This window comes from Nocardia sp. NPDC005825 (genome assembly GCF_040630175.1).
In the GTDB taxonomy this organism is placed as follows: domain Bacteria; phylum Actinomycetota; class Actinomycetes; order Mycobacteriales; family Mycobacteriaceae; genus Nocardia.
Window position 1 is genome coordinate 773654 of sequence record NZ_JBEXXC010000002.1, and the last position, 14074, is coordinate 787727.

The window sequence follows — 14074 nt, forward strand, 5'->3', positions numbered from 1 at the left end:
ATCTTCCTGTGGAGTAGAGGCGTGGGTCGAGAACGCGTCCGGCACGTCAGGCATTTCCGAACACGTTGTCGGCCCGCCGGATTCGACGGAGACGAGAAGGATGTGGCGAAAAGTTCAGCCCAGAGTCGTGAGTAGCGTTGTGAGAGCTTGGGATTCGGTAGTCGGATCCGGCTTCGCGGCTCGGACGGCTCGGAGCGCCCCGTCGATCTGGCCGTCGATGACATTCCAGGTCTGCTTGTCGACGGCCTGCAGGGCGTCCTGATCCCGGTCCCAGGCGGTCTCGAGATCCTTGATCCGTTTCTTGGCATCGTTTTGTTGCCCGGCTTGCACTTTGGCGAGGGTTTCTTGGGCGATGGTGCGGAACGCTGCAATCTTGTCGGCCGGGAAGTGCGCGGCTCCTTGACCGGGAGCCACGACGGCGAGCGTCGGCGCGGCGGTTTCCTCATCGCTGCCAGTACTCGAGTGCGGCTGTGATCCCGCCCAGGCCAGCAGAACACCGGCCGCGACCGCGACGATCGCGTAGTAGCCGAGCATGAGTCGCTCGCGTGCCGGTGTTGTGGCGGGTCCGGTTGCGGGAGAGGAGGTGTGGTTGGGGATGACGTCGGTGCGGGTGCGGGTGAGGTAGCTGACGGTGGCCGCGATCGCGGCCAGGAACAGCGCACTGGTGAGTGCTGTTCCGAGGCCGAGCCCGTGGTCGGCGGTGGGAGAAGCGAGCCAGTCGCCGAGATTGGCGCCGAGCGGGCGGGTGAGGATGTAGGCGAGCCAGAACGACAGCACAGCGCCTGCACCGAGCCGCCATCCGAGGGCGATCGCGGCGATGAGCCCGGCCGGCAGCAGCACCGACACCCCGGGTCCCCAGCCGGTGATCGAGAGGGTCCAGTCGCCGGCAGCGGTGCCGAGGGCGAAGGTGACCAGCACGGCCAGCCAGTAGAACAACTCGCGTGGCGTGGTGACGATGGAGTGGATCGACAAGGTGCGCTCGCGCGCGAACCAGATCCCGAACACGAGCGCCAACGCGGCAGCGAAAACGCTGGTACTCACCGCGAGCGGGACCGAAAGGTTGTCGGTGAGGATGTCGGTGTAGAGGGTGCCGGCAACGCTGAGCACGACCACGGTCAGCCAGTACACGAACGGCACATAGCGGGTCAGAGTCAACTGCCAGGCCATCACCGCTGCCAGCGCAACGGTGAACAGCAGCGCGGTCAGATTCAACCCGACCCCCAGGGTCACGTTGATCCAGTCGGCGAAACTCTCCCCGACCGTGGTGCACAGGATCTTGATGATCCAGAACCACGCCGTGACCTCGGGGACTTTACTCAGCATCCGGCGGCCTGCGCCGACCGGTGAATTCTCGATCTCCGTCACAGCACGGACGGTAATCAGCGACCGCTGTGACGACGCTGAGAAGACCGGCGGGGTGGAATGGTCAGGGCCTGAGATCGGCAGGCTGGGTCGACTTTTCGGCGCGACGACGTCGACGGTGGGCGGCGACAGCGGCCGCGGCGATCGCGACCGCTGCGATGGCGGCGAGGACATAGCTGGGGCCGCGCAAGGTGTCTTCGAGTTGATGCCAGTTGGCGCCGACGGCGTACCCGGCCAGGGCCAGCGCCGCGCTCCACGGCAGGCAGCCGGCGAGGGTGTAGAGGCCGAAACGGGTGGGCGACATCCCGGCGATGCCGGCCGGCAAGGAGATGAAGGTGCGGATGCCGGGCAGCAGCCGAGCCCAGAACACCGAGGCCGCGCCGCGTCGGACGAACCAGTCCTGAGCACGATCGATATCGTCGGGGCTGAGCAGGATGTAGCGGCCCCACCGGTGCAATACCGGGCGACCACCATAACGGCCGGCCAGCCACGCCAGATAGCTACCCGCGAGATTGCCGGCGGTTCCCGCGGCGATGACCGCCACGATGTTCGGGTGGGGACCAGCGACCGCACCCGCGGCGAGGGCCCCTCCCAACAGCATCGTGATCTCCGAGGGGATCGGGATGCACGCGGATTCTGCTGCCATCAGCACGAACACGGCCAATAGCCCGTACGTGACGATCAAGTGCTGCATCTACTCGAATGTCCTTGTCTGAGAATGAAATACGACCGCATCGGCGCACGGTGATGCCGCGCGTGCCGAAGGAGTGAGCGCCCACCAGAACCTCGACAAGCGAGGCAATCGGCGCGCCGAGGCCAGGTGCCTTGCGGCCACCTTGGCAAACCACCGCTGTGAAATCACTGAGAGGGACGGCCACGACCCGGGATGGTGGTCGGCCCAGTCGACTCGCGCTGCGCTCAGGAGCCAGGTCGGTACCCGATAGGCGGTGTCGCCTGTGGGATCGTGAGCTTCACGGCTGATCTCGGCTGCTGGGCGAACATCGGCGATCGCGATCGGAAGGGAGATGGGTATCGACGCGGTAGCGAGTCCTGGTATCGGGTTGGCGGTTGTTTGTGTGGTTCTGGTGGCGGCCGCCGCGGCAATCTACTGGTTTGCTCGACTGGGTCCGGTCGTCACCGCGCCGTTGGCCGCCGCACGAGCGGTGATTCAGCTGGCGGCCGTCGCTTCGGTATTGGTCGTCGCGTTGTCGCAGCTGTGGTCCTCGCTGCTGGTGCTGGCCGCGATGTTCGCCGCGGCGACGGTCACCGCGGCACGCCGCTCGGGCGCCGGCTGGTCGGCGAGCTGGCTGACCCTGTCATTGGGCACCGGTGCGTGCGCCTCGTTGCTACCGATGCTCGTCGGCGGCGTGGTCCCGCTGACCGGGGTGACGGTGGTACCGATCGGCGGAATCCTGCTGGGCGGCACGATGACCGCGACGTCGTTGGCTTCGCGGAGGGCGCTCGATGCGCTCGAGACCCGCCAGGGAGAGGTCGAGGCCGCTTTGAGTCTGGGATTCACCGCCCGCGACGCACGGTGGGAGATCATCAGTCTCACGGCGTTCGATGCTTTGCTGCCCGGCGTCGACCAGACCCGGACCGTCGGATTGGTCACCCTGCCCGGCGCATTCGTCGGCGTGCTGATCGCGAGCGGATCCGCGGTTCAAGCGGCGGCGACGCAAGTTCTCGTGTTGCTGGGACTGCTGCTCGCTCAAGCGTGCGCGGTCGCGATCACGATCGAAATGGTTGCCCGTGGCAGAGTGCACCGACCGGGGCGCGTCCTGCGCTGATGCGCCGGCACCCGCCCGAACCTCATCGAGACCTCCTGCCGGTTCGAGGCGAGCTTCAGGTCGAGCTTGCGCTGTCGACGGTCCTGATGCCCAGATGACCCAGGAGGGCGGGCATCGGACCGGCCGCCGCCACGGTCCCTTCATGTACGACAATGCCTGCTGCGCAATGGCGAGCGAGCAGTGCCAGGTCGTGGCTGATGGCCAGGACCGCGATTCCGGTGTCGGCGGCCACCGTGGCCAGCAGGTTCATGACGTTGTCGGCGGTGGCGGAGTCGAGAGCGGAGGTGACTTCGTCGCAGATCAAGACGTCGGGTTCGCCGGCCAGAGCGCGGGCGATGGAGACGCGCTGGCGCTGACCGCCGGAGAGTTCGGGGGAGCGGCGCGTGCGCAGCCGCGGGCTCAGGTCGACGGCTTCGAGCGCGGCCGTCACGGCGGCGGCTCGCCGTGCGCGATTGCGAACTCCATTCCGGCTCAGCGGGCGTTCGAGGATCTGCTCGATCGTGCGCTGTGGGTTGAGGGTGGACAAAGGGTTCTGGGGTACCAGCTGGATTCTGGTGTATGCAGCCCCGCCGCGCCGTCGCCCATTCAGCGAGACCGTCCGCCCGCGCACGGCGAGGGTTCCGGTCGTGGTCGGTTCGAGCCCGGCCAGGGCGCGCGCCAGGGTGGTCTTGCCTGCGCCGGACTCCCCGAGTATCGCGGTGATGCGGCCTGCGGGCGCGGTGAGATCGATATCCGAGATCAGGCTCCGGCCGCTGCGCTGGACGCCGATTCCTCGGGCGGACAACAGATTCGAGTCCACGGGGGGTGTCGGTAGCAGACGGTGTTGCGTGGCTGGTGCGGTGAATCGTGCGCCGCCCAGGTGGATGGTCTGATCGGCCAGCGACTCGAGGGCGAGCAGATCGTGTCCGCTGACGAGAACGGTCTTGCCGCCCTCGTGCGCGATCTCGCGCAGAAGACCGGCAACGGTGCGGCGGGCGTGGGCGTCGAGTCCGGCGAAGGGTTCGTCGATCACCACAATCATGGTGTCGCGCAGTAACGCCCGGGCGAGGGCGACCCGGCGTTGCTGCCCGCCCGAGAGTTGCGTCGGCCGCCGATCCGATAACTCGGGTGACAGACCGACCCGGGCCAGGGCGTCGTGGATCGCGGTGGTGTCGGCGGCGAATTCGGCGAGCAGGGCTCGTACCCGCATGGTCGGGTTGAGCGCCGAACCGGGATCCTGGCCGACGAAGGTGAGCCGGGTGCGGCGCAGCGTCCGCAACTCCCGCGACCCGAGCTCGAAAACCGGTGCGCCATCGACTCGAATCGAGCCGCTCGCGCGGGAGATCGAGGAGGGCAGCCAGCCGGTCAGCGCCTTCATCAACGTCGTCTTGCCAGAACCGGAGACGCCGGTCAATCCGGTGATGGTGGCGGCGGGCAGGGTGGCGGAGAAGTCATCGAGGACAGCGGTTCCGGTGCGTTCATCGATGAGGGTGAGGTGCTCGACGACAACGGGCTGCGTGCTCATCAGATCCGCTCCTGATCGCCGACAAGCCGAATGGTGAACGCCGCGCCGATCGAGACGATCGCGATCGCTGCGGCGGGCGCGAGGACCGCCCACAGGTTGAGCGTGATGCCGGAACTGTTGTCGCGCACCATGATCGCCCAGTTCGTGGTGCCCAGCGCCGCGGGCAGTTGTAGGAACGCCGCAGTACTGACGAGGTAGGTCGCCTCGACGAATCGCAGGCCCAGTTGCGCGAGCAGCGTCGGGCGCAGGTTGGGAAGGACTTCGCGGAACAGCACGTACGGCAGCGATTCACCCGAGGCGGTCGCGACTTCCACGTATCCGCTCGCCGCGATCGACGCGGCGGCCGCGGCGAACACTCGCGCCGAGTACGGGGTACCGATGAGCGTGGCGACGAGAATCAGACCGGCTGACCCCGCCCCGGGCCACGACAGCATGACGAGCAGGATCGCCAGAATCGGTGGAACGAGCATCAGCGCGTCGGTGATGCGCTCGAGTGCCACACCCAGTCGAGGACGCAGCGCCGCCGTCGCGCCGAGGACGGCAGCGCACAGGGTCACCGCGACCGCGATGACGACGGCGATCGCGATCAGCCCCCAGCCGCCCGCGAACAGGTTGCTCAGCACGTCCTGTCCGAGGTGATCGGTGCCCAGCCATACCGCACTCGAAGGCGTGGCGAACGGGATGTCGACACTGTCGTGCGGATTGTGCGGGGCGAGAAACGGCCCGCACACCGCGACGAGAACGACTGCCGCCGCGGGGATCACCGCTGCGAGCGAGCGTCGGGCACGGCCGGTCGAGGCGGTCACAGGGTTCCCCGCACCGACCAGCTGCGCACCAGGTCCGCCCCGATCAGCACGACGCTGATCGCAGTCCCGGTGAGCGCGACGACCGCGGCGACCACGGCGGGATCGCGGTCGCTGACCGACCCGGCCAGAACCGAGCCGATACCGGGATAGTTGAACACCGCCTCCACCACGATCGCACCGCCCAACAGCATGCCCACCGAGGTCGCCAGCGAGGCCGCGATCGTCGGGGCGGCGATCGGCAGTACATGACGCAGCAGCAGGCGCCTCGGCGGGCAGCCCTCCAGTTCCGCGGCATGCACGTGCGGAAGGTCCGCGGCCTGTTCGAGGGCAGCGCGGGTGACCCGAATGTTCCACGCCGACTGCGGGATCGCGAGGGCGAGCACAGGCAGCACCAGCGCGGCGGCATCGGCGGGCGTGCCGTCGGCACCGGTCATGGTTACCGCGGGCAGCCAACCCAAGCCCAGCGCGAACACGAACACCAGCGCGGTCGCCACCACGAACTCCGGAACCGCGACCGCGGCCGTGGTGCCGGGCCCGAGCAGCCGGGCCGGCCCGCGCGGATGCAGAAACCACCACGAACCGACCGCCGTCGCGACGAGGGTGGTGACCAGCAGCGCGATGCCGCCCAGCAGCAGGGTGTTCGGGAACTTCGCCGCGAGCAGGTCGTTGACCGATGTGCCGCGCAGGCTGGTGCCCAGATCACCGCGCAGCAGCCCGGTCAGCCAGGACCAGAAGCGCACGGGCAGTGGCCGATCCATCCCGTTCGCGGCCCGGTAGGCGGCCACACGGTCGGCGGACGCGTCACGCCCGAGGACCGCGGCGGACCCGCCGCCGGGCAGCAGCGCCACGGCCGCGAAGACGACCATCAGCACGCCCAGCAGGCAGACCGCACGCAGCATGACCAGTCGCGCCCAGCGGGCGGCGACCACTGCGGATCCGTTGTGCGACATGAGAATCGCCCCCCTCCGATTGATGCGTTCAGCCTGCCAGCCAGGCGCGTTCGAGCTGGACACGTCCGTATCCGGCCAGTGTCGGAAGGTCCCGTACCTTGGCCGAGGCGACGTCGACGCCGTCGGCGGTTCCCCACACCAGATAGCCGCCACGGTCGTATTCGATGCGCTGGATGTCGCGGCTGGCCGTCGTGTAGGCGGTGTCGTCGGTCGCCGAGAGCGCGCGCAGGTATGCCGCGTCGAGGTCGCGGTCGTGGGTGGCGGCTTCGTTCCACTTGGTGGTCGACACCATCGTCTTGCTGGCGAAGAAGATCACCGAGTCGTTGGTGCCCCAGTTCGCGGTGTACAGAGGTGCTTTCAACCAGGATTCGTCATAGAAGACGTTCGCGTCCTGCACCACGACGTCGAGTTTCACCCCGATTTCGGCGGCCTGGGTGGCGAATAGACGCGCGGAATCGACCTCACCGACCGCCTCGTCCTTGGTGATCAGCGGATACGTGCGGCCGGTGTCGAACTTCGCGTCGGCCAGCAGTGCCCGGGCTCGGTCGAAGTCGCGACCGCGCCTCGGCAGACCGGTGTCGTAGGTCGGGTCCGCGGTCCCCAGAACGTCGTTGGCCGCGGAGCCGTACCCGGAGGTGATCTGTTTGACCATCGTGTCGCGATCGACGGCCAGCCGCAGTGCGGTCCGGACCCGGACATCGGCGAACGGTCCGTCGGCGGTGCGCATCACGATCGGAATGACCACGTCGTTCGCGCGGCGGATCACCGAGAGATCGCGCCGGCCCACCGCCGTTCGCCCCGCGACCGCGCCGACATTGGAGGCCAGATCGATCTGCCCCGCCATCACGGCATTGGCCAGGGCCGTGGTGGATTCGAAACGGTGCACCTCGATGGCGTCCAGGCGTGGCGCGCCGCCGTGCCAGTCCGGATTGCGCACCAGGCGCGCGTTGCCGTCGGAGTAGGACTCCAGCCGGAATGGGCCGGTTCCCACGGGCGCGCTGAAATCGGTGGTGCCGGACTTCACCACGAACGTCATCAGGCGCAGCAGCATCGGTAGATCCCGGTTCGGCGATGCCGTGGTGATCAGCACCCCGTCCGTGCCGTCGCTGGTGATCGCGTCGCCGGAGGCCACGGGCACCTTTGTCTCACCGGCCATCTCGCGCAGCCGACGCAGGGACCAGACCACATCGTCGACGCGGACCGCGGTGCCGTCGTGGAATCGCGCGCCCGGGGCGAGGGTGAACCGCCACACGCGCGGGTCGTCGAGCTGTTTCCATGACGACGCCAGCCGTGGCGCGACATTGGGATTCGCGCCTGGAACCGTCAACGCGTCGAACACCAGTGAGGCGATGAGGAAATCGCTGTCGTTGCTCAACGTCTTGTGCGGATCACGCTCGATCTTCGACGTTTTGCCCAGCGCGCCGACCCGCAGCGTCCCGCCGTCGCGCGGACTGCCATCCGAGTTGGAGGCTCCACACGCGGAGGCGGCGAGGAGCCCGGCGGCGCTCAGCCCGGACGCGGCGATGAATTGCCGACGAGAGAACTTCACGGACATACCCTCACTTCAGCACACGCAGTTCAGCTTTGGAATGCATAACCTAACTTAGGGTGAACTGGGTGGCAACGACCTCGAAATGAGCAGAGACGCCCGACGAACCAGCTCGCTCGAGTTTCCAGGACTTCGGGCGGCACGTTGCCGCAGCACACCGGGGTGGGGCTCGCAAGTTCTGTCTCACAACGGTTTCTCAGCGTCTCGTCGGCAGTCTGTGCTCGTGATAAATCATGTGACAGAGGCTGATTCGCCCAGGCGTGCGTCGTTGATCAAGGTTCCCGAGATCACCGCGTTGTTCTGGGTGATCAAGGTTCTCTCGACCGGCATGGGCGAGACCTTCTCCGACTTCCTGGTCAATGCCGCGCCACCCGAGGCCGCGGTGGGCGGCGGGGTGCTGCTGCTCGTGGTGAGCCTGTGGTGGCAGTTCCGGGCGCAGTGCTACCGGGTGTGGACGTATTGGGCGGCGGTGGTGATGGTGAGCATCGTGGGCACGATGGTCGCCGACATCGTCGATTTCGTGGTCGGCATCCCGCTGCCCGCCTCGACCGTGGTGTTCGCACTGGTCCTCGCGGGTCTGCTGGGTTGGTGGTATCGCAGCGAGAAAACCCTTGCCGTGCACAGCATTACGGCTGGGCGGCGCGAACGGTTCTACTGGGCGACGGTGATGACGACCTTCGCGCTCGGCACCGTCGCCGGAGACCTGACCGCGGCCACCTTGCATCTGGGCTATCTGCCGTCGGCGGTGCTGTTCGCCGTCGCGATCGCCGTACCGGCTATCGCTCATCGCTGGTGGGGGATGGGATCGGTCGCCGCCTTCTGGTCGGCCTACATCGTGACCCGGCCGCTGGGCGCGTCGATCACCGATTGGCTGGCCTCTTCCCATGCGGACGGGCTGGGGCTGGGGACAGGCTGGATCTCGCTGGCGGTGACCGTGCCGATGCTCGCCGGGATCGCGGTCCTGGCGCGGGGCGCGGCACGTGAATCCCGAAGCGAGCCTGCGCTGCTGGGCCACTGAGTCATGCACTGTACTCGGAGTCGAGGTCGTCGACGCGCGCGTCGTTCTCGGGCGCGCGTCGTCGATTGTTGTGATTGACCGCCACTCCGATGACCAGGATGAGCAGCAATGCCGCGCTGGTGCCCCAGGTGCCGAATCCCAGCCCGCCCTTGGCATGTGGCTTGGACAGCAGGTCGCCGACCGTGGCGCCGAGGGGGCGGGTCAGCACGAACGCCATCCAGAACAGCAGCACACCGGAGATGGAGGTGAGGTAGTGCGCGGCGAGGATGGCGGCCATGACGGCGGCGATGAGGATCGCGCTGCCCCAGTACCCGAGCCCGGAGGAGTCGGAGAGGTAGTCGCCGACCGAGGTGCCGAGGGTGTTGGACAGCAGAATCGCCGACCAGTACAGGATTTCGCCGCGCACGCTGGTGACGGCGGAGACGTCGAATGTTTGGCCGCTCAGCTTCCAAATGGTGAAGACCATGGCCAGCCCGGCGATCAGGATCGCCGCAACGCCGCCGTAACCCAGGCCGCCGTCGGTGGAGGTACCCGACCCGGGGCCGCGATTGAGCAGGTCGGAGATCGTGGTCCCCGCGGTACTGGTGGCGGCGATGACCGTCCAGTACAGCGCCGGGTGGAAGCGGCGGGCCCGCAGCTGCGTGAGCAGGCTGACCGCGAATATCGCGAGAAACAGCACCGAGGCGGCCGCATAGCCCAGGTTCAGGGTTTGCGCGAGCAGGTCGCCGCCGGTCTCGCCGAGGGTCGTGGCCGCGATCTTGAGAACCCAGAACCCTGCGGTCACCTGGGGAAGTTTGTAGTCGCTGCGATGGAGTTTCGTGCTCAAGGGCTTCCTGTTCGACTCGATCACTCGAAGATCAACGACAGGGACAGCGTCGCATTGAGTCGCTGAGAACACGCTGAGACTGCCGGTGAGGCGACAGGCGCGCTGGCCGCGACGGGACACCATGATGGAATGGGGCTGAGCGCCTGTTCGAAGCTCGACCGCAGGTGCACACGAGAGGAGTGACCCCCGCCGATGAGGGTCTTGCTGGTCGAAGACGAAGCCCGCCTCGCCGAAACGATCGTGCGGGGGCTGGGGCTGGAACGGTTCGTTGTCAGCGTTGCGACGACCGGCCTCGAAGGCATCGAACTCGCTGAGCAGGAACAGTTCGACGTCATCATCCTGGACATCATGTTGCCCGGCGCGACCGGCTATCAGGTACTGCGCGCCATCCGCGCCCGCGACACCAGCACGCCGGTACTGATGCTGACGGCCAAGAACGGCGACCACGAGATCGCCGACGCCCTGGACCTGGGCGCCGACGACTACCTGAGCAAACCGTTCTCGTTCGTGGTCCTCGTCGCCCGGTTGCGGGCGCTGCTGCGTCGCCGTGTCCCTCAGCAGGACCCGATCCTGCGTGTCGGTGACCTCACCCTGGATCCCTCCCAGCGCACGGTGCGGCGAGGTGAAGCCGACATCAACTTGACGCCCCGTGAATTCGGGCTGCTCGAATTCCTGATGCGCCGCAAGGAAGTTGTGCTCACCAAGACCGAGATCCTGCGCAACGTGTGGGACGCCAACTACGAGGGTCCCGAGAACGTCGTCGAGGTCTACATCGGTTATCTCCGGCGCAAGGTCGACACCCCGTTCCGGCGTGCCAGCATCGAAACCCGTCGCGGGGTCGGCTACCGGTTCACCGAGTCCGGTTGAACCTCGTCACCCAGCGGCAGCTCCACGACCAGCCGCGCGCCGCCCAGCGGTGATTCCTCGATGCGAACCGAACCCTTATGTGCGCGAACGATTTCCGCGACGATCGCCAGCCCCAGACCGGTTCCTCCCGAGATGCGGGCGCGATCGTCTTCGAGGCGAACGAATCGTTGGAACACCCGTGTGCGTTCGGACCGGGGGATGCCAGGCCCGTCGTCATCGACGACCACTCGGGCCGTTCGGGCCGAAGGGTCGGAATCGACGGTCACGGTGACGCGGGTGCGCGCGTGCACCGCGGCGTTGTCGGTGAGGTTGCGGATCGCCCGCTGCAGCGCGTTCGGGTCCCCGAGGACGCGCGCGGGGTTGAATGTAGCCGCCACCTGGAGCAGCGGGTGATCGTGACGCAGCGTGGCGACCGTGGCGGCGGCAAGGTCGTCGAGGTCGACGTCGACGGTGATCAGGTGCAGCCGGTTCTCGTCGGCGGCGGCCAGGGTCAGCATGTCCTCGACGAGTTGGCGGATGCGTTGGGCTTCGGGCATGGCGGTGGCGCGGATCATGTCGGCGTCGAGCATGCCGGGGTGGTCGATGCCGAGCTCGAGCGCGGCGATCACGGTGGCCAGCGGACTGCGCAACTCGTGGGAGGCATCGGCGATGAACTGCCGTTGGGCGGTGTCGGCGGCTTGGATCCGGTCCAGCATGGCGTTCATGGTGACCGCCAGTTGGGCGATCTCGTCGGTGGCCACCGGCACCGGCACCCGGTCGCCGAGCCGGTTGGCGTCGATCGCGGCGACCTGGCTGCGGATGGCGTCCACCGAGGTCAACGACCTCCCGACCAGCGCGTACGTGGCTGCCGCGGACGCCAGGAGCACCAAGGGTGCGACCACGCCGATCACGATCGCGACATTGCGGACGGTCTCCTCGGCCTCCTCGTTGCTGACGGCGACCAGCACCGTATAGGTGCCGTGACCGCCCGAGACGGTGCGCGTCGCCGCCCGCACGTCGTCGAGACCGGGCACCTCCCGCCCGGTGACCGTCTCCGGTAGCGGAGTGAGCAGCGGCGTACTCGCGGTATCGGCGGACGCCCGCACGACCTCACCTCGGCTGTCGAGCACCTGCACAGCCATCACGACCCGGTCGTGCGCGAACAGTGCGTCGTCGACCTGCGCCGGTGAGAGCTGGGCTAGCTGCCCGGCCAGCTCGCTCGCCCGGGCGGCCGCGGTCGAGTCGACTGCCTCGAGCGTCGAGCGATAGATGACCCACAAGGCCGCCAGTGCGCCGAGCCCGAACACCACGGCCAAGACCGCGGTGCTCAGCACCGCGGACCGCGCGCGCAATCCCCACCGGGCAGGCCGCCACAGGACCGACATGTCAACCATGCCCGCCATCATGCAGGCAGTGCCTGCTTCGACGCCGCTTCCTCTCAGCGTGTTCACAGCGAGCCGCTGGCAGCGTGGCCGCCATGACATCGCTGATCGCCGAGGACTTGCTGTGGCTGCTGCACGATGACGACACCGGCCGAGCTCTGCTCGCCCGCCCGGTGATCGACCGCCTCCTGGCCGGCGCGATCCTGCTCGAGGCGACCGGCCCCGACCCGGACCACCTCGGAGTCGAAACGTCATGCGTCGCGCTTCCGCGCGAATTCCACACTGGCCGCGGGCTACGGGAATCCTTGCTGTGCAGGCTGGTCGACGCGGGAAAGGTTCGCCGAGCCCGTGTTCGCCGACTCGGCATGTTCGCCGTCGATGCCTTCCCGACCGCCGACGCGAGAGGAAAACGACGCCTGCGCACCGCTGTTCGGCGCGCACTGCTGGACTCTTTGCGCGTGGACCGGCACACCGAAGCGCTGATCGTGCTGCTGTCGACGATTCGCGCCACCGACGCCTACTGCGCGGGATGGTCACCGGAACTCGTCGAACGCGCCGCCCGAGCGTACGAATACCGCTACATATCGACTGCCGCAGCCGAACACGTCAAGAGAGCGGTCTGCATTGCCCAGGCCGGGATCTACACAGGAGCCGCATGAGGGCCGGAGTGTGAAGACCTTGACGGTCACTGTCGAGTCGGCTCCGGCGGGCGCGCCTGCCCCGTCGCCCTGGCGCGGCTGCGGCTCCACAGGCAGCGTCGGCTGAGCATCCGTGTCACCCGCATGCTGGTGACTACGCTGGTTGATCGTGGACCTCGTCGATGACCTCGGCGCGGTGGTGCCGGTGGCATATCCGGTGAAACGGGTGGTGTCGCTGGTTCCGTCATTGACCGAGGCGATCGCTGTGACCGCGCCCGGGCTGCTGGTGGGCGCCACCGACTGGTGCACGCATCCGGTGGATCTGTCGGTCGACCGGGTGCGGGGGACCAAGAATCCGGATGTGCGCCGGATCATCGCGATCGCACCCGATCTGGTGGTGTGCAACGAGGAGGAGAATCGGCGTATCGACGTCGATCGATTACGGGCGGCGGGAATTGCCGTGTGGGTGACCACGATTCGCACTCTGCCGCAAGCGCTGGCGTCGATGGAACGTCTTTTCGCCGTCGCGCTGGGTACCGGGGTGCCGGACTGGCTGGGCCGCGCCGGGCGGGTGTGGGCTGCTCCGCCGCCGCAGCCGGAACGGGCGGCGGTCATCGCCGTCTGGCGCGACCCGTGGATGGTGGTGGGCCGAGATACCTTCACCGGGGATCTGGCGGGCCGGCTCGGGTTGCGGCTGGTGCATGCGCAGGGTCCGCAGCGCTATCCGAGGGTGTCGGAGCGCGAGCTGACGGCGGGAATCGAACTCGCCGTGCTCCCGGACGAGCCCTATCGGTTCACGGAAACCGATGGGCCCGAGGCGTTTCCGGGAACTCCCGTCGCCCTGGTCGATGGTCGCTACCTGACGTGGTACGGCCCCTCACTCGTGGAGGCAAGGCAGGTACTGGCTCGGCAACTGTCCGAACCGTTGGTGTAAGCCGCCACTTCCTCGGCTTCTGACATCGCGAACAATCGCCAGGCGGGTCCAGCCCTTGGGATGGGAGTGGACCCGCCTTTTGCTTTGCCATCGCGATTGGCTATATTCGCCAACGCAGCTGGTTCGCCGGAGGCGGAGTCGAGGAGCCCCTGATCCGACCTGACGGCGTCGAAGCCCAGCGGTGCCTAGGCGCCGTGGGGTGAGAGGGAACCCGGTGGAAATCCGGGACTGTCCCGCAGCGGTAAGTGGGAACGACAGCCGTCATTCGCACTGGGCGCATTGAGTGATGCCTGGGAAGCGACGGTCAGTAGGACCAGCCCGGGCCTGGAGCGCCGGGTCGCCCGTTCTGGGCGGTGCCCATGAGTCCGAAGACCTGCCCGTTGTGCCGGATACGCCGTATCCGGCGGTCGTCGCCTCGTGGATTGGGCGGTACGCCGAGTGGGCCCCGGGCACGGGATGATGCTGCTATGGG

At 67.8% G+C, this 14074-nt stretch carries 13 protein-coding genes and 1 riboswitch; of the genes, 5 read left to right on the forward strand and 8 right to left on the reverse strand.

Features of this window, described 5'->3' with window-relative positions; translation table 11 throughout:
* Positions 1-114: 114 nt before the first annotated feature.
* On the reverse strand, positions 115-1323 hold the full coding sequence (locus ABZ382_RS08165) for a hypothetical protein (protein WP_357085941.1): 1209 nt from the start codon (positions 1321-1323) through the stop codon (positions 115-117).
* A gap of 103 nt (positions 1324-1426) precedes the next feature.
* Positions 1427-2056 carry a DedA family protein gene (locus ABZ382_RS08170; RefSeq protein ID WP_357085645.1) on the reverse strand — a complete coding sequence of 210 codons (630 nt, stop codon included), beginning with the start codon at positions 2054-2056 and terminating at the stop codon, positions 1427-1429.
* A 331-nt stretch (positions 2057-2387) separates the two neighbouring features.
* Between ABZ382_RS08170 and ABZ382_RS08175 the strand changes: the two genes are divergently transcribed.
* On the forward strand, positions 2388-3149 hold the full coding sequence (locus tag ABZ382_RS08175) for an ABC transporter permease (RefSeq protein ID WP_357085646.1): 762 nt from the start codon (positions 2388-2390) through the stop codon (positions 3147-3149).
* 55 nt (positions 3150-3204) lie between these two features.
* Here the strand turns inward: ABZ382_RS08175 and ABZ382_RS08180 are convergent, their stop codons facing one another.
* From ABZ382_RS08180 to ABZ382_RS08195, 4 genes are read right to left on the reverse strand one after another with little or no spacing between them, the layout of a single operon-like run.
* Positions 3205-4653: an ATP-binding cassette domain-containing protein gene (locus ABZ382_RS08180; protein WP_357085648.1), complete on the reverse strand. Its 1449-nt coding sequence runs from the start codon at positions 4651-4653 to the stop codon at positions 3205-3207.
* Positions 4653-5459 carry an ABC transporter permease subunit gene (locus tag ABZ382_RS08185; protein ID WP_357085650.1) on the reverse strand — a complete coding sequence of 269 codons (807 nt, stop codon included), beginning with the start codon at positions 5457-5459 and terminating at the stop codon, positions 4653-4655. The genes ABZ382_RS08180 and ABZ382_RS08185 overlap by 1 nt, the downstream gene beginning before the upstream one ends.
* Positions 5456-6409, reverse strand: coding sequence for an ABC transporter permease (locus tag ABZ382_RS08190; RefSeq protein ID WP_357085652.1), 954 nt, complete (start codon positions 6407-6409; stop codon positions 5456-5458). Before ABZ382_RS08190 ends, ABZ382_RS08185 begins: the two co-directional genes overlap by 4 nt.
* Positions 6410-6437: 28 nt before the next feature.
* Entirely contained in the window at positions 6438-7958 is a 1521-nt protein-coding gene (locus ABZ382_RS08195) for an ABC transporter substrate-binding protein (RefSeq protein ID WP_357085654.1), read from the reverse strand.
* A gap of 268 nt (positions 7959-8226) precedes the next feature.
* Between ABZ382_RS08195 and ABZ382_RS08200 the strand changes: the two genes are divergently transcribed.
* On the forward strand, positions 8227-8976 hold the full coding sequence (locus tag ABZ382_RS08200) for a hypothetical protein (protein ID WP_357085655.1): 750 nt from the start codon (positions 8227-8229) through the stop codon (positions 8974-8976).
* Between the two features lies 1 nt (position 8977).
* Here the strand turns inward: ABZ382_RS08200 and ABZ382_RS08205 are convergent, their stop codons facing one another.
* Positions 8978-9802: a hypothetical protein gene (locus ABZ382_RS08205; protein WP_357085657.1), complete on the reverse strand. Its 825-nt coding sequence runs from the start codon at positions 9800-9802 to the stop codon at positions 8978-8980.
* A 192-nt stretch (positions 9803-9994) separates the two neighbouring features.
* Here ABZ382_RS08205 and ABZ382_RS08210 point away from each other — a divergent pair, with 192 nt between their 5' ends.
* Positions 9995-10669, forward strand: a complete 675-nt coding sequence (locus tag ABZ382_RS08210; protein WP_357085659.1) for a response regulator transcription factor — start codon at positions 9995-9997, stop codon at positions 10667-10669.
* On the opposite strand, the gene ABZ382_RS08215 is transcribed toward ABZ382_RS08210, so the two are convergent.
* Positions 10645-12042 carry an ATP-binding protein gene (locus tag ABZ382_RS08215; protein ID WP_357085661.1) on the reverse strand — a complete coding sequence of 466 codons (1398 nt, stop codon included), beginning with the start codon at positions 12040-12042 and terminating at the stop codon, positions 10645-10647. The two genes, ABZ382_RS08210 and ABZ382_RS08215, sit on opposite strands and share 25 nt — an antisense overlap.
* An 83-nt stretch (positions 12043-12125) precedes the next feature.
* On the opposite strand from ABZ382_RS08215, the gene ABZ382_RS08220 reads away from it, so the two are divergent.
* Together ABZ382_RS08220 and ABZ382_RS08225 are read left to right on the forward strand one after the other, a co-directional pair.
* Positions 12126-12689, forward strand: coding sequence for a GPP34 family phosphoprotein (locus ABZ382_RS08220; protein WP_357085662.1), 564 nt, complete (start codon positions 12126-12128; stop codon positions 12687-12689).
* A 148-nt stretch (positions 12690-12837) separates the two neighbouring features.
* Positions 12838-13602: a helical backbone metal receptor gene (locus ABZ382_RS08225; protein ID WP_357085664.1), complete on the forward strand. Its 765-nt coding sequence runs from the start codon at positions 12838-12840 to the stop codon at positions 13600-13602.
* 162 nt (positions 13603-13764) lie between these two features.
* A riboswitch (cobalamin riboswitch) is annotated at positions 13765-13998 on the forward strand.
* Positions 13999-14074 lie beyond the last annotated feature (76 nt).

Coding starts and splice junctions, on each gene's coding strand:
- ABZ382_RS08165 (WP_357085941.1), bottom strand. CDS start 1,323: ATGCTGAGTAAAGTCCCCGAGGTCACGGCGTGGTTCTGGATCATCAAG.
- ABZ382_RS08170 (WP_357085645.1), bottom strand. CDS start 2,056: ATGCAGCACTTGATCGTCACGTACGGGCTATTGGCCGTGTTCGTGCTG.
- ABZ382_RS08175 (WP_357085646.1), top strand. CDS start 2,388: ATGGGTATCGACGCGGTAGCGAGTCCTGGTATCGGGTTGGCGGTTGTT.
- ABZ382_RS08180 (WP_357085648.1), bottom strand. CDS start 4,653: ATGAGCACGCAGCCCGTTGTCGTCGAGCACCTCACCCTCATCGATGAA.
- ABZ382_RS08190 (WP_357085652.1), bottom strand. CDS start 6,409: ATGTCGCACAACGGATCCGCAGTGGTCGCCGCCCGCTGGGCGCGACTG.
- ABZ382_RS08210 (WP_357085659.1), top strand. CDS start 9,995: ATGAGGGTCTTGCTGGTCGAAGACGAAGCCCGCCTCGCCGAAACGATC.
- ABZ382_RS08215 (WP_357085661.1), bottom strand. CDS start 12,042: ATGGTTGACATGTCGGTCCTGTGGCGGCCTGCCCGGTGGGGATTGCGC.
- ABZ382_RS08220 (WP_357085662.1), top strand. CDS start 12,126: ATGACATCGCTGATCGCCGAGGACTTGCTGTGGCTGCTGCACGATGAC.